The following is a 19,996-nucleotide window of genomic DNA, read 5'->3' on the forward strand; positions in this document are numbered from 1 at the left end:
ATGCAGACCATCGATTTTATGCCGGATCGCTTAAATGCAGAGCCCACCGTCTTTCGCGGATTTACCACCCATGAAATGTTTGCCGCCGCCGGTGTCGGTTGTGTGGGCGGGAGCGTTATCAGTATCCCGCTGTTACCGCTGGCCGGGTGGGTGATCCTGCCGACCGGCGCGTTGATAATGCCGCTGTTGGTGGTGTTTTTTGGCGGCACTTTTCTGACCCGTATCAAACGCGGAAAACCGGAAAATTATCTCTACCGCCGATTGTCCTGGAAACTGCAAACCGGGTTTGCCCGCACATTGCCGCTGACCGGACGGCTGACTGAAAAATCCCTCATCACCGTATCTCAGGGCTGGTTTTTACGCCGGACGCAGGCGCTGTCACTGTGCCGGTATATCGCCGGAGGCCGCCATGAGTAAATTTCGTCATGCCCTGCAAAATCGGGACCAGCACATTCTGACACTGCGGATGATCTGCGGGGTGCTGGTGCTCTGCCTGTTTGTGGCCTTTGCCGGCTGGATGCGGGCGCCGGCTAAACTGACGATCCATAATCCGCCGGATTTGCGCTCCGGCAGTACCCGGGCATGGTGGGAAGTGCCGCTGCCGACGGTGTACGCTTTCAGCTTTTATATTTTTCAGCAACTGAATGCCTGGCCGAAAGACGGCGAGGTGGATTATCCGCGAAAGATTGCACAGCTCAGTGCCTATCTGACGCCGTCCTGCCGGGCGTATTTTGAGAAAGAGGCCGCTTACCGTACTACGCTCGGGGAGCTGAAAGGGCGTTCCCGGGTGGTGTATGAGATCCCGGGACGCGGGTTCAGTGAGGATAAAGTCCGGGTGATTGACCGGGATAACTGGATCGTGCGCCTGGATTTGGTAGCGGATGAATATTTTAGCGCGGAGCCGGTCAAGCGAGCGACGGTACGTTATCCGGTGAAAGTGGTGCGCTGGGAGGGCGATCCGGAAAGTAATCCGTTTGGTCTGGCCCTGGACTGCTATGACGGGCTGCCTCAGCGTCTGGAAGCGGCGGAGCAGAATAAGGAGGTCAGTCAATGAGCATAAAACGTCATCTGACGGCCTGTGCTCTGGGGATTTCGGCGGTGTTTTCTGTGGCCGCTCTGCCGCTGCCGGTGCAGGCGGTAGAGCTGGTCCGCTGGGAGCGTATTCCGTTACCGGTTTCTCTGCATGTGGGGGAAGAGCGCATTGTGTTTGTGGAAAAAAATGTGCGTGTCGGTTTTCCACCGTCTCTGAATGAGAAACTGCGGATCCAGAGTACCGGAGGGGCGGTGTACCTGCGGGCGGAAAGCGCCTTCCCGCAGACCCGCCTTCAGTTACAGGATGTGGAAAGCGGGGAAATCCTGTTGCTGGATGTGACGGCCACTGCCGGTAAAGGGAAGCTGGAGCCGGTGCGGGTGGTGTACAGCGGTGAAGTCAGTACGCAGCGTGACAGTCAGAGCGTCAGACGCAGCGGGCAGGCTGCGGGGGCAGCAGCCGATGCCGTACCGGAAAGCGTGGACCGCAAAGCGAAAACCCGTTATCCGGCGCCGTTACCGGTCTTACTGACCCGTTATGCCGCCCAGAGTCTGTATGCACCGTTAAGAACAGTGGAGCCGGTGTCCGGCGTACAACCTTTGCCACTGACCTTACCAAAAACACTGACAGCACTCTACCCGTCTGAACCACTGATCGCGCGGCCGCTGGCCGGCTGGCAGGCGGCGGAGTACCGGGTGGTGGCGGTGAAACTGACCAATCAGTCCGCTCAGAAAGTCGTGCTGGATCCCCGTCAGTTGCAGGGGCAGTTTGTCAGCGCCACGTTCCAGCATCAGTGGCTGGACGCGAAGGGCACACCGGAGGATACCACCACAGTGTATCTGGTGATGAAAGGCAAACCGGATAAGGCGTTTCCTGCGGAGCCGCCTGTCCGGAGGACGGGAGGGAAAGCCCGATGAAAGTGAAATCCAATACGCTGGTCAAAATTCTGGTGCCGTCCGCACTGGCGTTGGCGGTGCTGATTGGTATCAAAAGCTGCCAGCCCGACACGCCGGTCACCGGCAGCGGACAGGACAACCTGTCTCAGTCAATCAATGACCTTGACCCAGGGGAGCTGAAGTCACTCGGGATTGAGGGGGATACCCCGGCCGATACACTGAGGACGCTGATTGGCACTATGAAAACGGTACGTGACCGTCAGGCGGAATTGATCGCCCAGAATGAGAAATTGCTGGAAGAGAATGCGCAGCTGCGTAACCGGCAGCAGAATGTGTCGGGGCAGATCCAGTCTGCGGTGGCTTCCGTCCGTCAGGAAGCGGAGAGTCAGCAGCGTGCCCTGCAACAGGAGCAGCAGACACTGATGCGGCGTCTGGATAGCCTGGGGGAAACGCTGACAGCATCAGGTGGTCAGCCGGCTCAGGGCAGCGGACAAGGCGATATTCCGCTGGGACTGGGGCTGGATACCGGGGGCAGCGGACTGACGGTGAAAGACGGGTTGCTGTGGGCTGAGCCGCAGGATGCACAACCGGCTGAACCGGGGCGGATGGTGAACGGACAACCGGCTAAACCGGCGTTTCCGACCTCTTTTCTGGAGGATAACGCCATTACCCGTCAGAAAGCGGAACTGGACCGGGTGGCCAAAAATCAGCGCACGCTCTCCGGTACAGTGGACGGTGAGGCCCATACCGAACCGGCGTACACGATACCGGAGAATGCCACCCTGGTGGGCAGCCAGGCGATGACGGCGTTGCTGGGGCGGGTGCCCATTGACGGTAAAGTGACCGATCCGTATCCGTTCAAGGTGGTGGTGGGAAAAGACAACCTCACGGCGAACGGCATTGAGTTACCGGATGTGGAAGGGGCGGTGATCAGCGGCTCGGCCACCGGTGACTGGACATTGTCCTGTGTGCGCGGGGATATCACCTCGATCACCTTTGTTTTTACGGACGGCACGATCCGCACGGTGCCGAAGCCGGCTGACCGGACGGACGGCGGCAGTCAGGCCAACAGCGGACAGAATGCCCGTAATAACGGCGGGTCGCTCGGCTGGATTTCAGATGAGAGCGGGATCCCGTGTATCAGCGGTGAACGTAAAACCAATGCCGGCACCTATCTGCCGACCCTGTTTGCCCTGACGGCAGCGGCCTCGGCCGGGGATGCGATGTCGCAGAGTCAGTATACCGCGCAGAACAACGGGTACGGTATCACCTCCTCGCTCTCCGGGGATGCGGGGAAAGCGGCGCTGGGCAGTGCCATCGGCGGCGGGTTTAAGGATGTGGCGGACTGGGTGAAATCCCGCTACGGGCAGACCTTTGATGCGGTGTATGTGCCGCCGGGGCAGAAAGTCGCGGTGCATATCAGCCGTCAGATCCCGGTGGATTATGAATCGCAGGGACGCCGGGTGAATTACGGTTTTTCACTGACAGAGGGTGAGGAAGGAGGTCTGGAGTGACGTATTTTGCGAAGCCGGGGGTGCTGGCTGTGACGCCGGTGACGTTTCCGCTGGTGTTTGTGTTCAGTGCCGGACAGGCCGGTTGTACTGGAAGTCATTTTTGCCTGACGGTGGCCGGTCATCAGGTGTTTGATGAGGAGCAACAGCAGCTGATTGCCGGCATGTCACCGGCGACGATACAGCTGGCGTGGCAGAGTACCGCCGGTGAGACGCCCGGGGCGGTTCTGTCTGTGGGCCGTCACCGGGTGGGGCTGAGTGACAACGACATTACCGTTTACCGGTTTGCCCCGCGGGATGAGGCGTGGCCGCAGGACAGTGACTGGGATCGCCTGCTGTACACCGTTTTTAAAGGGGAGGCGCCGGATAAAGCCGGCTGGCAATGTGTGCCTTTTTCACTATCTGAACTGAGCTGTCACGGTGAGTTTGCCCGGCTGACCTGCCGGGGGGCGATCCTGAAGGGCGCGGGAGGCGTCATATCATGAGAATGATGAAATGTGTGATGAAAAGCAGAGTGCTGTGCGCACTGGTGTTGTTGCTGGCCGGCTGTGCCACCTCCAAAGAGGAGCTGCTGCCGGCGGGAAACAGCGACATGATGGCCATCTGGTCCGGCAGACAGGCTGATCCGAACGGTGCGGCGGACAGCCGGACGGTGACGGAGACCGCCCGCAGCGCCCTGCGACGCGCCCTGACGAATGATGAAGCCGCGCGCCTTCAGCAGGCGGACACCGCGTATACCCGGACACAAAGCAGTGAGATCCATCAGCAGTTTCCGCGTCTGCCGAACCCGGACATGGTGATGTATGTGTTCCCGCATCTCTCGGCCGGCAATCTGCCGGTGCCGGGATACAGTACGGTGTTTCCGTTTTACCATCAAGTGCAGTATGCCCTGCCGGGTGAGCGTGTGGAGGGCTTGTGATGGGATTTTCATTATTCCGCTCACGCCGGAAAGCGCAGGCGGTTTCTGCTGAAAAAACGGATGAAAACAAGGCTGACAAAACCGTACACCGCAGTACACCGGCAGAGAATGCCGGTTTAGGCCGTCAGCCGCTTTCCCGGCCGGGAAAAATGACCCGGGCGGATGAGCAGAAGATTTACCATGCGAATCCGTCCTTTATTGATTACCTGCCCTGGGTGGAATTTCTGGATGAGGAGCAATGCCTGCTGCTTGATGACGGGGTGTCGGTCGGGGCGGTGTATGCCGTTGAGCCGGCGCCGACGGAAGGGCGCTCTGCCGGCCGTCTGCTCGAAATCCGGGATGCGGTGGAGGATGCGCTTCAGGACAGTCTGGATGAGCATGATGATAACCCGTGGGTGGTGCAGTTTTTTTGTCAGGATGAGGACGACGTGAGCGTCACACTGGCCACATTGCGGGACTATATCCTGCCGGCGGCCCGGGGCACCGCGTTTACCGAAGCCTGGCTGACCGAAATGGCGCGTCATTTACGGGGGATTGCCCGTCCGGAAGGGCTGTTTAAGGACACGGAGGTGACCGGACAACCCTGGCGCGGACAGCAGCGCCGGACCCGGATGGTGGTTTACCGCCGGCTGGGGAACAGCTATACCGATCCGATGCCGCCGGTGGCGATGCTCAATCAGATGTGTGACCGGCTGGTCAGCAGTCTGGGCAGTGCCGGCGTGCAGTGTGTCCGCCAGGACGGGAGGCAGGTGCATCAGTGGCTGCTGCGTCATTTCAATCCGGCCCCTGACTGGGTGGACCGGGAGACGCTGTACCGGGAAGGGGCGTACTGGCCGGCGGCGGAGGAAGCCCCGGGCACCCTGCCGGTGCTGAAGGATTTTGCGGAAACGCTGTGGTTTACCCCGCCCCGGTCGGATGTGGAAAACGGCGTGTGGTGGTTTGATAACCTGGCGCACGGTGTGGTGAATATCGAAAAACTGCGTAAAGCCCCGGGGCCGGGGCACCTGACCGGGGAGCAGAAGCGCGGTGACAAAAATATCAATGCGCTGATGGACCTGTTTCCGGAAGGGACGATGCTGTCGATGACCATCGTCACACAGCCTCAGGATACGCTGGAGCAGGAATTTACCCGGCTGGGGAAAAACTCGGTGGGGGAAAACACCGACTCGCAACGTACCCGCCGGGACGTGGAAACCGCCAGAGGTTTACTGGGGCACCGCCATAAGCTTTACCGGGCCTCCCTGTCATTGCTGCTGCGTGCCGGCTCGGTGGAGGAACTGAACAAAAAGCGCGTGGATCTGACGGCCACGCTGCTGAATGCCGGTCTGGAGCCGGTGAAGCCGGAATATGATGTGGCGCCGCTGAACGGGTATCTGCGTGCCCTGCCGATGTGTTTTGACCCGCAGACGGATAAAAAACACTGGTATACCCGGCTGACCTGGGTACAGCACCTGGCCGGATTACTGCCGGTGACCGGGCGCACCAGCGGCACCGGGCATCCCGGCTGGAGTTTCTTTAACCGGGGCGGCGGGGTGCTGACCTTTGATCCGCAGAATAAACAGGATCGTACCCAGAATGCGCATCTGCTGTTATTCGGTCCCACCGGGGCCGGTAAATCCGCCACCTTATGCGCACAGTTATCGCAGCTGATGGCGGTCCGCCGTCCGCGTCTGTTTATTGCGGAGGCCGGTAACTCCTTTGGTTTACTGGCGGACTATTACGCCAGTCTGGGGCTGAGTGTCAATAAGGTCAGTGTCAAGCCCGGCAGCGGGGTGCGTCTGCCGCTGTTTGCGGATGCGCATCAGCTGCTGATGATGGATGAACAGCGTCTGGCACTGAATGCGGATGAACTGCCAGAGACGGACAGTGAATCTGAGGATGATGACGGGCAGCGTGACATTCTGGGGGAAATGGAAATCTCCGCCCGCATGATGATCACCGGCGGGGATGTGCGGGAAGAAGCGGAGCTGAAGCGGGCTGACCGGGCGATGATCCGCCGGGCGCTGATGGCGGGGGCCCGGGCGTCTTATGCCGCCGACCGGCAGATGCTGCCGGCGGATTTGCAGGAGGCGCTGTATGCCCTCTCCCGGGGGGAAGGTGAAGAGGAAGGGCGGGCATTAAATCCGCAGCGCCGGGCGAAAGCGGCCGAAATGGCGGAATCCCTGGGGATGTTTACCGAACCGGGCAGTTTTGAGCATGAGCTGTTTAATCTGCCGGGGGAGCTGTGGCCGGAGGCGGATGTGACCCTGATTGATTTGGGGCACCTGGCGCGGGAAGGGTATGAGGCCCAGATGGCGCTGACGATGGTGAGTCTTATCAACTCCATCAACAATATTGCCGAGCGGGATCAGTACCGGGCCCGGGACATTAATTTTGTGGTGGATGAGGCGCATATCGTGACGGTCAACCCGCTGTTATCCCCCTATGTGACCAAAGTGGTGAAAATGTGGCGGAAACTGGGGGCCTGGCTGTGGCTGGCGACCCAGAACCTCGATGACTATCCGGACTGTGCCGAGAAAATGCTCAATATGGCGGAGTGGTGGGTGTGTCTGACGATGCCGCAGAAAGAGGTGGAGGCAATCGCCCGCTTTAAGACGCTCAGTGAGGAGCAGAAACAGGTGCTGCTGTCCGCAGCCAAACTCTCCGGCTGTTACACGGAAGGGGTGGTGCTGGCGCGGAAAGTGGAGGCGCTGTTCCGGGTGGTACAGCCGAGCTTATATCTGGCGCTGGGGATGACGGAAAAAGAGGAGAAGCAGCAACGGCGGGTGCTGATGGAGCAATACGGATGCAGTGAGCTGGAAGCGGCGTTCAGGGTGGCAGATGAACTTGACCGGAAACGGGGGTTACCGCCCCGGGTGCCGGGATGATGAAACGGGTGGAGCAGGGAGTGGGTAAACCGTGTTGCAGCACGGCTTACCCGGCCGCTTCATTGGGTATGTTAAAAAGAGGAAACATGACGTCATGAAAACGACGGGAGTTAAAGTAACGCTTTTGTCGCTGGTTGTCAGTTATTCCTGCGCTTTACAGGCCAAAAACGTGTCACTGGGGGACACGGCCGTGGCCACGGGGCAGCACAGTACGGCTGTCGGTGAGGGCAGTATGGCGCTGGGGAACAATATGACGGCGGAACAGGCGCAGGCGGCGATGAAAGCCCAGAATGCCCTGTTGCAGAACAGGGCGCAGGCGCATGAGCAGTACATGCAGACGCAGGCCCTGTTTGACAGTAAATCGCTGGCGAACAGCAATATTCTGGAGCGTCAGGAAGCGATGAAACCGTTGTTGCAGCAACAGGAGACCCTGGCGGGTCAGCGTACCGCGCAACAGCAGCAGGTGACACAGGCACAGCAGGTCGCTGACCGGATGGCACAGATTTATGAACGCAATCTGGGGGCGGTTTCACAGATTGTGGATGAGAATTTTGTGGCGTTGTGGCAGCAGGGGCAGGCTGACCGTCTGGCTCAGGAAGTGAAAAAACGGGTTGAGCAGGATACGTCGGTCAGTAATGACACGCAGTTTTATGTCAGTTATGTTAATGCCTATATTGAAGCGAAAACCAGAAGTGCTCTGGTTAATGAAACCATCAAAGAGAAAACCGGTTCTCAGATTACGACCAACTATCAGGGTGTGGCCCTGTCCCCGGTACTGAGTGCCGGCCACAGTGATAAAGCGATGCTGTGGTCGGATGCGGTCACGGACAGCGAGCAGAAGAAACAATTATCCCGTTTACACCTGAATACCGCGGCCCTGAAGGGCGTTGCCGGTTATCAGGAAGAGCTGGCCAAAATCGCCCTGATCACCTCTGCGGACGGGAAAAAGAATCTGTATCAGGCTTATCAGAAAAATGCCCGGCAGCAAATTGAGCAGGGGCTCACCGGGGTGACAGAGGCCGGGAAGCAGATCCTGTCAGAGCTGTATCTGGATAACATCGATGAAGGCACCTTTAATCAGATGGTCAGCGGTATTTTCACCCGCTATGAGAATCAGCTGAACTACCTGATCCAGCTGGATAAGGTCAACAGTTTATCGCCGGACAGCCCGGATTATGCCAAAGAGTTACAGCAACTGCTGGTACTGGAAAGCCGTCCCCGGGATAACACCGTCGGGCTGAATACCAACCCGGAGGCGCTGAAACAAAAAGTGGATCAGTACCTTCAGGACAATGCGCTCAGTCACACACAGGCCATGTCGTCACAGGCCACACAGCTGAAACAGCAGTTATCGGCGGAAAAAGCCGTCACCGATCAGGCACTGAAGCAGGCAGAAACGCAACTCTCCCGGCTGGAAAAGGATCTCTCCGCGCTGGATACAAAGTTGTCTGATTTGCGTCCGACGCAATCCGAGCTGGAAAACATCCGGGATCTGGAGAAGGTGAAAGCCGAACTGGCGCAGAAACAGGCGGAATATCAGGCGGCGGATAAAGCCCTGAATGAGGCGCAGAGTACGCTGAGTCAGGGTAAACAGGCTGTTGCGGTCGGGGATAAGAGTCTGGCGCTGGGCGAAAAATCCGTGGCACTGGGTGTGGATGCCCGGGCGCTGGCGAAAAACAGTGTGGCACTGGGGGACGGCAGCCTGGCTGACCGGGATAACAGCGTGTCCGTCGGCCGTGAAGGTCAGGAACGTTTTCTGACGCATGTGGCGGCCGGCATTGCAAAAACGGATGCGGTCAACAAAGGGCAACTGGATGAGGAGCGGGATGCGCGTATTGCCGGCGATAAGCAGACGCTGAAACAGGCCATGGACTACACCGATGTGAGCATTCAGTACAGTGAGGCGAAGATAAACAAGCGGATTACGGAAGAGCAGCAGGCCCGTATTGAGGGGGAGGAACAGACCCTGGCGGCCGCAAACCGCTATACCGATGAGACGTTCGGGCAGGTGACCCACACGGTGCTGGACAATGCCCGGCAGTATACCGACCAGCGTTTCAGTCAGCTGGACAATAAAATCAGTCAGGTGGAGAAACGGGCCAATGCGGGGATTGCCGGGGTGACCGCAATATCTTCCATTCCGTATGTGAACAGTGAGCGTTTTTCGTTCGGGATGGCGATGGGGCATTACCGTGATGCACAGGCGATAGCCACCGGGGTGCAGTATAAGCCGACGGCCAATACCAATGTGCGCCTGAATGCGTCATGGAATAACGGCGGCGATACCAGTATCGGCGCCGGGTTTGCGGTGGGCTGGTAACCGGTGAAAACCCGCCGATCACCGGCGGGTTTTGATGCGCTTTTCTTCTCTCACCGTTCGTTTGTGAGGACTGACCGAATGAAAAAACGATTTTTATCTCTTTCCGGATTGCTGATGCTGTCGCTGTCATGCCTGCCGTTGACCGCCGGGGCGGCAGTGGTGCTGTATACCACGCAGGATGACGCTCTGCCGCAGACGGACATCCCGTTTGAGGTGGTGTATCTGGATGCGCCTGAACGCCTGCTGGATGAGGCCCTGCTTCAGCCGGGGACGGAACTGAGTGAAGCGGATGCCCCGCACATCACCGCCCTGTTACAAAGTCCGGCCTGGCAGGCCAGAGAAACGGCATTACGGCAGGCTTATCAGGGCGTGGTTCAGGCCTGGCAGCTGGGGGTGTCATCTCTGCCGGCGGTCGTCGTTGATGCGCAGTGGGTGGTTTACGGCACCACCGATATTGCACAGGCGGTGACGCAGATACAGCAGTACCGGGAACAACAGGAAGGAGGAGGTCAACCATGACCCGACAATCACATCGCCGGCGTCTGGCGGGGGCTTTGTTACTCGGTTGTTCACTGGTGCCGGTGGCGGAAGCCAGTCTGAGTACCGCCACTCTGGTCGCTTCTGCGGCCTCACCGTCGTGTATCAGCTGGCGTATCAGCGGGATTTGCTACTGGCTGAAGTGTGGCTGGGGCGGCTGCCGTATCCGGACATCTGTCCGGGTGTCACATTTTATTCCGCAGGCGGTGGTCTCGGCCTACCATGCCCCGGGTGAAAACCCGTGGCGGGAAATGTCACTGGTCAGCGGGGCGGCCGGCGGGATTGAAAATGCCGTGACCGGCGTGCTGAGCGGGGTATCTGCCGGGGGCGGAAACAGTGAACAGAAGTTTGAGGCAAAACGTAAAACCGCCCTGCACTTTTTTTATGCGGATGCTATCGGTCATCCGGCAACCACCCTTATCGGCGGCAGTATTCCGGGGTATTCCTGTGACAGCGCAGCCACACCGCTGTTTCCTTATTACCTGAGCACGCTCGACAGTGTGCCGTGGCGGCTCGGTGTGCCGGAAATGGCGTATCCGGAAGCGATAATTCCCGGGAAACGGGAAATCGGGGGGCAGAGCCGGGGCAACATGTGGGGAAATCTCTATCCGCGCAGCGGTTTTGTCAACCAGCAGGACGGGGATAAAGCGGCGGCTGTGGTGGCGCAGCGCGTGGCAGATATTATGACCCGCACCGGGCAGGCGCATACCTATGTGCCCCTGAAAGGCAACCGCCGGGATGGCTATTGGCCGCCGGACGCGGTGACGGAGAATACCGGGACAAAAAACCATAAATGGCAGCGCCTGTCGCCGGGGCTGAAAAACAGCTGTGCGGTGTTTCCGGATGAGGGCGGAGCACAGGCACAGGACGGTAATTATGCCTGGGCATTGTGGCAGCCGTACAGCTGCTGCAAGCGCATGGGGCAAAAATTTCTGTACAGCACAACGTTTTAAGCAGGGATTTTAAGATGATGAAAGCAAAACGACACACGTTTTTTCCGCCGGCGCTGACACTGATGGTGTTATGCAGTGTACCGGCATTTTCTGTCCGGGCCGGGCTGGATTTTTCTGCCGGTGCGAATGATATCGGCTACGGCGCAAATGTTTCCGGCGCGGTCTCCGACAAACTGTACTACAACCTGGGCGGCGGCACGGTGTTATCCCAGCCGCCGGGGCGCAGTAATCTGCAACGTCTGGGGATGAGCATGGGCTGGAACAGTGATCTGATGTGCGGCAATTTTGATATCAAAACCACGGTGGGCAACCAGCTGAACGGGGTGACGGCCGGCTTTAAGAATCTGATGAGTGAGGTGATCCAGAATGCCACCGGGGCGGTGGCCAGTCTGCCGGCGATGGCTATCCAGCGGGCGAATCCCGGCCTGTATGAAATGCTGACCAACGGGGTGTTGCAGGCTAATGTGGCGTTTGATAAGGCGCAGCTGAACTGTCAGAACATGGCTAAACGGATGATGGACTTTTCAGAAAATAATCAGTGGACGCAGGCGGCGATCCTCGAAGAAGCAAAGAATATCATCAATAACAGTGACGGGGATGCGGTAAAAACTGACCAGCAAATTCAGCAAAGCAGTGGCGATAAAGGGGTTGTATGGATAGGCGGGAAACAGCGCGGTGGGGTTGGTCAGCCTGCGATTCAGCCGGCGCAGGATTTTGCACAGGCCGGCTTTAATATCATGAACGGTCTGCCGGCAACCAGTACGGCCCCGGTGCCGGCCGGCCAGTGTAACGGAGCCGCTTGCAGGCGCTTTGCCAACAGTGAGGAAGCCGCTCAGGTGGTCACACAGGTGCTGGGCAGCAAATCGGTCCGCACCTGCACCAATCCGGCGGATTGTCAGAGCGGCGGTGAGGCGGAGCAACCGGGCAGTTCCCAGCCAGGAACCGGGCTGGCACCGGTGCTGGAGACCACCACCCGGGAAAATTTGGAACAGCTGCATAAACTGGTGAACAGCCGGGGCGCGGTCGGGGCGGCAGAGTTGGCGAAACTGAAAACCGGCAGCCTGACGGTCTCCCGGGGGGTGATTGAAGCGCTGCGCCGGGATCCGGATAAAACGGTATTAACACAGCGTCTGGCCGGTGAGCTGGCGATGGCGGACACGATGGAGCTGGCGCTGACGATGCGCCGGATGCTGATCACCGGCCAGGGGGAGCCGAATGCCGGTAATTTTCCGAAAGCCCAGGAGATCGGTAACCAGTCGGTTGACCAGCTGGATCGCGAAATCGGGATGCTGCAAACGGAAATGGAAGTGCGTAAATCCATTGCCAATAACGCGATGCTGACGGTGATTGAGCGTGATCAGCAACGGACACAGGCGAACCCTGCCACCCAGACCCCAGATAATACGGATGTGCGTGTACAGGGACTGGAGCAAAACAGTGACACCGGAGGACGTTAAATGACGAAAGGAAAAACCGGGCGCCGGTTATGGCCGGTGCTGAAAGTAACCGGGCTGACCCTGCTCAGTATGGTGGTGTTGCTGGCGGTGGCTCAGCTGGGGCTGAGTTATTACGGTGAGGCGGACAGTCTGCGCCGGGCGTTTTACCGTGCCCGCTGGTTCTGGCTGGTCTGGCGGTGTGTGTTGTACGGAGCCGTGGCGGTTGGATTATGGAAACTGTATCACCACCCGAAAGTCAGTGAGACGGCCCGGCGCAGTCTGAAGCGCAGCGGGCTGGCGATGGCCGCCTTTGTGGCGGTGAGTGAATGGTCAGTCTGGGCGGGAGGTGACGGCTTATGATGACAAACAGTTATCTCGAGTATTTTCTCACGCTGCTGGCCTGGGTGGTGAATAACGGATTGTGGTCGGTACTGACCAGCACCGGGCTGTTTGCGCTGCCGCTGGTCTTTAAAGTGCTGGAGATCTGGCTGAAAGTGCGGGAAGAGGGGGAGGATGAGGGTAACAAAGGTTCACTGGCAATTGTGCGTATCGAGAACGCGCTTTACGGCGCCTTTGTGGTGATCCTGTTTTGTTGTGTGCCGTTGATGGAGGTGAGTGTCAGTACCCTGCAATTTGATACCAGCCGGACCAAAACCTGCGGCACCTGGACCCCGGTGAAGCCGGCGGAATCCGGTTACAGCGGCGTGGTGTCGTCACTGGATAATCAGACAGCCAAAATCCCGCTGTGGTGGATGCTGGTACATAAGCTGTCGAAAGGGGTGACTCAGGCGGCGGTGGCCAGCATTCCGTGCCGGCCGGATTTGCGTCAGGTGCGTTTTGAGGTGCAGCACAGCAACATTAAAAATCCGGCGCTGGCTGCCGCACTTCAGGATTTTACGGATGACTGTTACTCACGTGCCCTGTATGACTGGAAAGCGAAAGATCAGGGAAAAACACAGGATGAAAAAACGTTACAGGATATCACCTGGATAGGCTCGGCCACCTTTATGAAAGGGGAATATCATCAGATCCAGTCACGGACACCGCGGGCGGGCTTTCCCTGGGATGCCGACCGGGATGACGGGTATGCGAATGTCAACGGCAACGGTTACCCGACCTGTTATCAGTGGTGGAATGATGCGAATGCAGGGTTACTGAAACTTGTCAAAGAGCAGACCGATGAAGGGATGTGGCTGCGTGCCCGGGCGGCGATGAAGCTGATTAATAAAAACTCGAAAGAGTTTGAGGAGGCCATCGTCCGCCGGCTGGTGAGTCCGGCGAATCTGGATGTCTCCGGCGGCCGGGTATACCGGGGATACGGGGGTAATGCGGATATGACGGTGATGAATGAGCTGGCCAGAATGGGAGGGGTAGCCGGGACTTCGCTGGCGTCACTGGGGGCATTCCCTGCCTTTGATACGATGCGACAGTCCTTACCGATGGTGCAGGGGCTGATGTTAATGGCGGTGTATATCATGATCCCGATGGTGCTGATGTTTTCGGCGTATGAATTTAAGACGGCGATAACGGTGACGTTTGTGATATTTGCGCTGAACTTTCTGACATTCTGGTGGGAGCTGGCACGCTGGATAGACAGCTGGATGATGGAGGCACTGTATAATTCCGATACGCACAGTCAGTGGAATATGAACGGGCTTCAGAACACGTCTGATGATGTCATTATGAACCTGGTAATGGGAACGATGTTTTTGGTGTTGCCGGCGTTGTGGTTGACAGCATTTGGTTGGGCTGGAGCTAAAGTTGGGTCCGAGCTAGGTAATATGACATCTAACGCGACTTCACCTGCGCATAGTGCGGGGGGGAAAGGAGGACAGTTAGCAGAACAAGCTATTTCTAAAAAAGTTAACTAATAATATTTTGAAGCCAGCTGCAAAATTTAGTTTTGTGGCTGGCTAATCTTCGTCAATATTTATTCCGTTCATATAATATCCAAAACCTTGGTTGCCATTTCTAAAGTCGTCACTATTGCCAACGAGATTGGATTGCCATTCATTATTGTTATCAGTGGATTGAATGTTATTTCCTGAAGAAATATCAATGTGTTCTATTACAGAAAATAAAATCACCAACGCTCCAAAGGTAAATAGGATGTACAAACTGAAATAAGCCAGTAACGCGATGACTGCGAGAGTTATAGATACCAGTGGAATATGCCCCAGCCAACCCGGCATATTTTTGCTTTTGGCGCTTGCCACACAGTTCTTATCGAAAGCCTTCAATTTTTTGATTAGCCATTTTGCTTTATAAGCTGCTTTTATGCCCCAGCGTTCTCCTCTGGAAGCGGCTGTTTTATCACTCATTTCCCCCTCCGGTAATCAGTGAGTCTGATTTATCTCATGCTTGTCGTCTATCGTTAATACAATTTTAGGTCGATTTTTAATCATTGTCTACATCTTGTGAGTTATGCACATATCCACGGTCACCAAGCCAGTGCAACCCGATGCCAACAAGCAATCGGGTAAACGGGAGCGTACAGGGCATCGGCCCTGATGGTGGCGGTGGGTATGTGTATAACTTTTTTGTTGCCTTCATATAAAAATCTTATTCTTTCATCTGGATGGATTTATTGAATTTGATTTTTTATGTCAGTTTAAGTAAGTTTTTAATATGTATCCGAGTCCTTGTATATAGGAGATGATAATATGAATTTTATTTTTTGGTTTGTGGTCTTAATAGGGGCGGGATATTTGTGGAGGAGGAGGGGTTGGTTCAGTAAAATAAGGAAGCAATACTCAAGGAGAAAAACAACATTAAATGGTAACAAAGGATGTTTATATAATAAAAAAAATGACAATGATGCTTTGGAAGGTAATGGGGATTGTAATAATTTTTATTCTGAGAATAAAGAAAGTTTCTTTTGGTTAATGATCGAGAGAGGTATTAAATTTTACAGAAAAGAATATTTGACTACGATTACTGAAAAAAATATCATGATAAGTTAGTGAGCTGGTTTGGTGAGAAATGTTATATACATTGTCAGGTTAGTTTAGGGAGTTTATTTATATTCCCAAAACAAAAAAATTTTACTGATGAAGAACAAAAACGTTTTTTTTCTGTTTGTAATAGAATGTCCTTGGATTTTATTTTAACATTTAAAACTAATATGCCCTTCTTACGTGTTTCTGTTGACTCTATGAAAAATAAACCGCCTGTTTGGGATGTTTATGATAAATCCAAATAAAAACATATCTGATTGTTGAGTTTTCGTGATTAAAGATGGCATTGATTATTAATACGATGAAGAACCAACAAGGGGATATTTAATAAAGAGAAAAAGGAGGATGTAAAATATTCTCCTTTTTCTTTATCGGGTATTGACGAAAAAAGAAAGTTTGATTAAATTTACCACGTTACACCGTTGCTTAATGCAACATTGCCAATGCTTCGGTTGTCTGAGAGAAGCGCCTACGGGTGACAACAATGCCAATGTTCCGGCAATCTGAGAGGAACGCCTACGGGTGATTGCCACTGCCAATCCTCGGGTCATCTGAGACGGGAGCCTACGGGCGATGACAGAACTCCGTTCGTCCTTGAAATCGACGGAGGGTGATAACAGAATAGCGTTATCATCAGGATTAACTGCACTTCAGTGACCATGTCACAGCTATCCGGTCACCCGGATATCCACAAAAAAGCAGAGTATGCGATAACGTGTATCTGCCTCTTCTGATGTGTTCTGACGAATACGTCCTGCTTTCTGCAACCTTTGTATGCCCGGTATGACGCGTTTCCATTGCGCAGCTTTGGAAAGCGGCATCTTCGGAGCAATACATTGAGCAGCAGAATGATGGGCGTGCGTCACTTTCGTCAAGTGAAACGAAGACAAAGTGACGCACGCAAGTGCATACGCTCAGAACGCTTCAATACTGGTCTTACAGCAAAACTGACAATCTGACAGACATGTAATGCATTGCTCAGAACGGCTGAAAGTCTTTCAACGCTCAACGTTTATATGATGATAAAAACGTATAACATTATGAAAAAAGGAGAAAAAACGACACGATACCAAGGCGACGTCAGGAAACTGACGGACGGAGGTGCCCTGATAACGGGGGCCGGTCTGATGACCGCAAACAGTTCAGAGAACTGATTTGATACCTCTCAACAACTCAACCTTTTATCGCCCCGGTGCTCAGGTATCTGTCAGGTCGCAGGATGCGCAATATAAAACCATCGCGCCGGGAAAAGGTAACCAGTTGAGAGCGAAAGAGGCGGAGAATCAGAGAATGTCCAGAAGAGCAAAAGCCCTGTCCCGTGAAATGCATATCCTTGCACGTCAGGCCGGAGGGAGCTTTAAAACCATTGCAGACCGGGTCAAAATTGCAGAACGGGTTGCGGCAGAGCTGGCCGGGTTGAATATTCAGATACGATCTGTTGAGCAACTGAAATCCCGCCATATTGAAATGTATATCCATGCCCGCAGAGAACAGAATATCAGTTTACGCAGCTGTCAAAACGAAATGTCGGCTATCCGGGCGATATTTCGTGTTGCCGGACGTCATAAACTGGCTGACCCTAAACATGAGCGCCTCAGTAATGAGGCGCTGGGGCTTTCAGGTGCCAGCAGGGCTGGCACCCGTACCGCGATATCGGACGAGCGCTTTCACGAAGCGCTCGCTCGGATTGAGCCTTATGATCAGGGGGTGGCATTAACTATGCAGTTATCCCGTAGTCTGGGATTGAGAAATGAAGAAGCCGTGCAGTCAGTAAAATCATTACGGACCTGGCAACAGGCGCTTAAAAACGGTAAAGATCGCGTTCATGTGGTTTTTGGGACAAAAGGAGGCAGACCCCGTGAAGCATTAGTGCCGGATAAAGCCCGTGTATTAACATTAATTAATAAAGCCATTGAATATGCGGATAAACATAACGGTTATTTAATTAATCGTCCGTCATTACATTCTGCCAAAGATCGTTATATTAATGTGATGCGACGGATAGGCGGATTTATTCACGAAGAATCAAATCATGGTTTACGGTATGCCTATGCTCAGGATGTTGAAAAATATTATCTCAGTCAGGGATTCAGTCAAAAGGAAGCCTATGCATTAACCTCCATGGATTTAGGGCATGGTGACGGTCGTGGCGATTATATTAAACGGGTTTATAGTCAGAAAGGAGATATTGAGGAATAAGATAAAAATGAAAGTCTGTTTAATTATTTTGTTTATTAATTTTGCTTTTTGTTTTCCGTTAATGGCGAAGACGTTATTTTTAGGTGATTCATTAACGGCTGTTTATGAAATGTCAGCAAAATATGTTTTGGATGAAAAAATAAAAACAGAATATGTTTCCGGTTCGGGGTTAATAAATAAAAGTAAAAAAGATTGGATCGCTTTCGTGAATAATTTCGATTTGCGGGAGTTTGATAATGTGATTATTAGTCTCGGAACAAATGATTTTGTTCAATATGGTTCGGATGAATGGCTGAAATATTACAGTCTGGTATTTCAATTCATTGCTGAAATTCAAAGTGAAAATCCGTTAGCGACAATTGTCTGGATATCTCCACCACATTTAAAAAATCCGGAACATGAACGTTATTTAATACATACCCGGCATATAATTAAACACAGTGCGATGTTATTAAATATTCATTATCTGGATATTAATCAGCCTCATATATTAGGAACGCAATGGCAATCTGTTATTCATAATGAAACTGTACGAACTGATGATGGAATACATATTACCCGTAAAGGGGGAGTACGGGTGATCAGAGAAGTGGTAAAAATCCTGAATGGGCAGGATTGACAAAGATAAAAAAACGGCTAAAAATGAATCTGCTTATCTCGTTGCGTAATGCAACTTGCCAATGCTTCGGTTGTCTGAGAGAAGCGCCTACGGGTGACAACAATGCCAATGTTCCGGCAATCTGAGAGGAACGCCTACGGGTGATTGCCACTGCCAATCCTCGGGTCATCTGAGACGGGAGCCTACGGGCGATGACAGAACTCCGTTCGTCCTTGAAATCGACGGAGGGTGATAACAGAATAGCGTTATCATCAGGATTATTTTTACGCAACGCTTCATATAACCTGCCCGCTGACGGGGAAATCACCCGTCATCAGGGAATTTCTCCGTTTTTTCAGGAGAAATTCAATGAAGGTATCTACATTTCCGGAATCGTCTTTTTTTGACGATCTGCACTCTCTCACGCAACTGCATCACCTCTCAGGTGAGCTCGACATGGTTCTTGCTTTTGTCCGTCTGGATATTGGCGAGCACCCGGACGAAGATAATTTTCCGCCAAACTTCTGGATAATCAGTGCCGTTGCAGAGCAACTGGGCGCGTTATCTGTGGAGGCTGATTTTACCCGTCCACATCTTGAGAAAATGGTCCGCGCTGTCTGGAAAGCGGCTGAGCAAACGCCTTATGCGTCTGACTTTCGCCGTATCTACAACGATGCGATCAAAAATGCACAGTTTGAAGATCCGGTTGAAGCGCTGATGTTTGGTGCTTAACGGCGGACATTCACTGATTTTATGACCCATACGGGAAAACATCCCGTGAGGGCTGTATTCCCTTATCTGAGGATAGCCCTTATGACTCTTTTTACATTGAATTATGGTGTTGCCCACGTAATGTCTGGTATTGCCAGTTATTTATTTCCGCATTCCCGTGTTTCTCAGCAACTGAAGGCCGTTGCTAATGATGCCCGGATGCTGAAAATCACCGCAGAAGAACTGGAGGTGATACGTTTGGACGAAAAACGGATGTATCAGAGCGGAGATTACAGAGAACTGCCGTTTATTGAGCTTGATTTGTATACAACGGCATTTCGTTTTGGCGCCCTGATTTACTATGGACTCGCAAACCGGTGCCCCCGCATTTTTGCTTCACCGGCTGACAGTCATCGCTGAGCGGCTCGATCCGGAAATCTGGAATGAAGCCTGGCGCTGGGGTTACCGCTGCTGCCTGCAACACGAAAATGAAAAGCATGTAACCGACTGATTTAACGGACTCACAGGTGTCAGTCAGCTACCCTGAAATGGGGCTGCTTCCATTTACTGATCAGGTTTGATAACCATGATTTATGGCATTACCCGCGGACTGTTCTTTGTGGCCGATCACGTCTGTCGCTATTCCCGGAGTTGGGAATGGCTGATGTGGCTGGTTGAGGAAGCCCGGACACTGCGAAATGTTGAGGCTGATTTGAAACTGGCTGAAAGGTATGCCGGTGAGCAAAACCGCCCTCATTCCATTTCGCTGATGAAGTGTACGCTTTATGATGCCGGATTTGCTTACGGCAGATTATTACTGTGGCGTGCGGATGGTCTGATGAGACCCTGGCCGGCATGTCTGCTTCGCCGTTTACCGGATATCGGTCAGCGGATTGATGCAGTGATCTGGCAGAAAGGCTGTGAAGCCGGCTTGGATGAGACCGTCAGTGAATGGATGGCAATGGAGATGGCTGATGAATACCTTGTCGGTATCGAACTGAGCGACTGATTTGCCGGCATTCATTCTTTTTTTACTTACCTACCCGACGGGGAAACTCCCCG

The 19,996-nt window shown here is 54.0% G+C and carries 20 protein-coding genes; 19 read left to right on the top strand and 1 reads right to left on the bottom strand.

Going from position 1 to position 19,996, the window contains the following annotated elements:
• The 13 genes from HMPREF3129_RS06755 to HMPREF3129_RS06815 all read left to right on the top strand — a co-directional run bounded on the left by HMPREF3129_RS06755 (window position 1) and on the right by HMPREF3129_RS06815 (window position 14,340).
• Complete coding sequence (locus HMPREF3129_RS06755) at window positions 1-417, top strand: TIGR03750 family conjugal transfer protein (RefSeq protein WP_004239708.1); 417 nt, start codon at window positions 1-3, stop codon at window positions 415-417.
• Window positions 410-1,054 (top strand): PFL_4703 family integrating conjugative element protein, encoded by a 645-nt coding sequence (locus tag HMPREF3129_RS06760; RefSeq protein WP_000033152.1) that lies wholly within the window; start codon window positions 410-412, stop codon window positions 1,052-1,054. The genes HMPREF3129_RS06755 and HMPREF3129_RS06760 overlap by 8 nt, the downstream gene beginning before the upstream one ends.
• Window positions 1,051-1,947, top strand: a complete 897-nt coding sequence (locus HMPREF3129_RS06765) for a TIGR03749 family integrating conjugative element protein (RefSeq protein WP_000023746.1) — start codon at window positions 1,051-1,053, stop codon at window positions 1,945-1,947. The genes HMPREF3129_RS06760 and HMPREF3129_RS06765 overlap by 4 nt, the downstream gene beginning before the upstream one ends.
• On the top strand, window positions 1,944-3,440 hold the full coding sequence (locus tag HMPREF3129_RS06770; RefSeq protein ID WP_004239706.1) for a TIGR03752 family integrating conjugative element protein: 1,497 nt from the start codon (window positions 1,944-1,946) through the stop codon (window positions 3,438-3,440). The genes HMPREF3129_RS06765 and HMPREF3129_RS06770 overlap by 4 nt, the downstream gene beginning before the upstream one ends.
• Window positions 3,437-3,922 carry a hypothetical protein gene (locus HMPREF3129_RS06775; RefSeq protein WP_004239705.1) on the top strand — a complete coding sequence of 162 codons (486 nt, stop codon included), beginning with the start codon at window positions 3,437-3,439 and terminating at the stop codon, window positions 3,920-3,922. The genes HMPREF3129_RS06770 and HMPREF3129_RS06775 overlap by 4 nt, the downstream gene beginning before the upstream one ends.
• The gene (locus tag HMPREF3129_RS06780) at window positions 3,919-4,356 is read left to right on the top strand and encodes a TIGR03751 family conjugal transfer lipoprotein (RefSeq protein ID WP_004245744.1); all 438 of its coding nucleotides are present in this window, start codon (window positions 3,919-3,921) and stop codon (window positions 4,354-4,356) included. Before HMPREF3129_RS06775 ends, HMPREF3129_RS06780 begins: the two co-directional genes overlap by 4 nt.
• Window positions 4,356-7,223 (top strand): conjugative transfer ATPase, encoded by a 2,868-nt coding sequence (locus tag HMPREF3129_RS06785; protein ID WP_004239701.1) that lies wholly within the window; start codon window positions 4,356-4,358, stop codon window positions 7,221-7,223. The genes HMPREF3129_RS06780 and HMPREF3129_RS06785 overlap by 1 nt, the downstream gene beginning before the upstream one ends.
• A 94-nt stretch (window positions 7,224-7,317) precedes the next feature.
• Complete coding sequence (taaP, locus tag HMPREF3129_RS06790; protein WP_017827858.1) at window positions 7,318-9,543, top strand: trimeric autotransporter adhesin TaaP; 2,226 nt, start codon at window positions 7,318-7,320, stop codon at window positions 9,541-9,543.
• 78 nt (window positions 9,544-9,621) lie between these two features.
• Window positions 9,622-10,062 carry a TIGR03757 family integrating conjugative element protein gene (locus tag HMPREF3129_RS06795; protein ID WP_004239699.1) on the top strand — a complete coding sequence of 147 codons (441 nt, stop codon included), beginning with the start codon at window positions 9,622-9,624 and terminating at the stop codon, window positions 10,060-10,062.
• On the top strand, window positions 10,059-11,033 hold the full coding sequence (locus tag HMPREF3129_RS06800) for a TIGR03756 family integrating conjugative element protein (RefSeq protein ID WP_012368435.1): 975 nt from the start codon (window positions 10,059-10,061) through the stop codon (window positions 11,031-11,033). Before HMPREF3129_RS06795 ends, HMPREF3129_RS06800 begins: the two co-directional genes overlap by 4 nt.
• A 14-nt stretch (window positions 11,034-11,047) precedes the next feature.
• A complete protein-coding gene (locus HMPREF3129_RS06805) occupies window positions 11,048-12,490 on the top strand; it encodes an integrating conjugative element protein (RefSeq protein ID WP_049213416.1) in 1,443 nt (480 codons plus the stop codon).
• On the top strand, window positions 12,491-12,829 hold the full coding sequence (locus HMPREF3129_RS06810; protein ID WP_000160224.1) for a hypothetical protein: 339 nt from the start codon (window positions 12,491-12,493) through the stop codon (window positions 12,827-12,829).
• Window positions 12,826-14,340, top strand: coding sequence for a conjugal transfer protein TraG N-terminal domain-containing protein (locus tag HMPREF3129_RS06815; protein ID WP_017827859.1), 1,515 nt, complete (start codon window positions 12,826-12,828; stop codon window positions 14,338-14,340). Before HMPREF3129_RS06810 ends, HMPREF3129_RS06815 begins: the two co-directional genes overlap by 4 nt.
• A gap of 42 nt (window positions 14,341-14,382) precedes the next feature.
• Here HMPREF3129_RS06815 and HMPREF3129_RS06820 read toward each other — a convergent pair whose 3' ends face one another.
• Window positions 14,383-14,790, bottom strand: coding sequence for a DUF3742 family protein (locus HMPREF3129_RS06820; RefSeq protein WP_004239694.1), 408 nt, complete (start codon window positions 14,788-14,790; stop codon window positions 14,383-14,385).
• Window positions 14,791-15,132: 342 nt separating this feature from the next.
• On the opposite strand from HMPREF3129_RS06820, the gene HMPREF3129_RS06825 reads away from it, so the two are divergent.
• The 6 genes from HMPREF3129_RS06825 (at window position 15,133) to HMPREF3129_RS18880 (ending at window position 19,943) form a co-directional block, all read left to right on the top strand.
• Window positions 15,133-15,432 carry a hypothetical protein gene (locus HMPREF3129_RS06825; RefSeq protein WP_004245740.1) on the top strand — a complete coding sequence of 100 codons (300 nt, stop codon included), beginning with the start codon at window positions 15,133-15,135 and terminating at the stop codon, window positions 15,430-15,432.
• Between the two features lie 1,284 nt (window positions 15,433-16,716).
• Window positions 16,717-17,625, top strand: a complete 909-nt coding sequence (locus HMPREF3129_RS06835) for an integrase domain-containing protein (RefSeq protein ID WP_004252296.1) — start codon at window positions 16,717-16,719, stop codon at window positions 17,623-17,625.
• 7 nt (window positions 17,626-17,632) lie between these two features.
• Entirely contained in the window at window positions 17,633-18,244 is a 612-nt protein-coding gene (locus HMPREF3129_RS06840; RefSeq protein ID WP_000861660.1) for an SGNH/GDSL hydrolase family protein, read from the top strand.
• 348 nt (window positions 18,245-18,592) lie between these two features.
• Entirely contained in the window at window positions 18,593-18,955 is a 363-nt protein-coding gene (locus HMPREF3129_RS06845) for a hypothetical protein (RefSeq protein WP_004245735.1), read from the top strand.
• Between the two features lie 81 nt (window positions 18,956-19,036).
• Window positions 19,037-19,354, top strand: a complete 318-nt coding sequence (locus tag HMPREF3129_RS06850; protein WP_000171971.1) for a hypothetical protein — start codon at window positions 19,037-19,039, stop codon at window positions 19,352-19,354.
• Window positions 19,355-19,772: 418 nt separating this feature from the next.
• Entirely contained in the window at window positions 19,773-19,943 is a 171-nt protein-coding gene (locus tag HMPREF3129_RS18880; protein WP_223302951.1) for a hypothetical protein, read from the top strand.
• The last annotated feature ends 53 nt before the right edge of the window (window positions 19,944-19,996 follow it).

It is taken from the genome of Proteus sp. HMSC14B05 (assembly GCF_001808035.1).
GTDB lineage: Bacteria > Pseudomonadota > Gammaproteobacteria > Enterobacterales > Enterobacteriaceae > Proteus > Proteus mirabilis.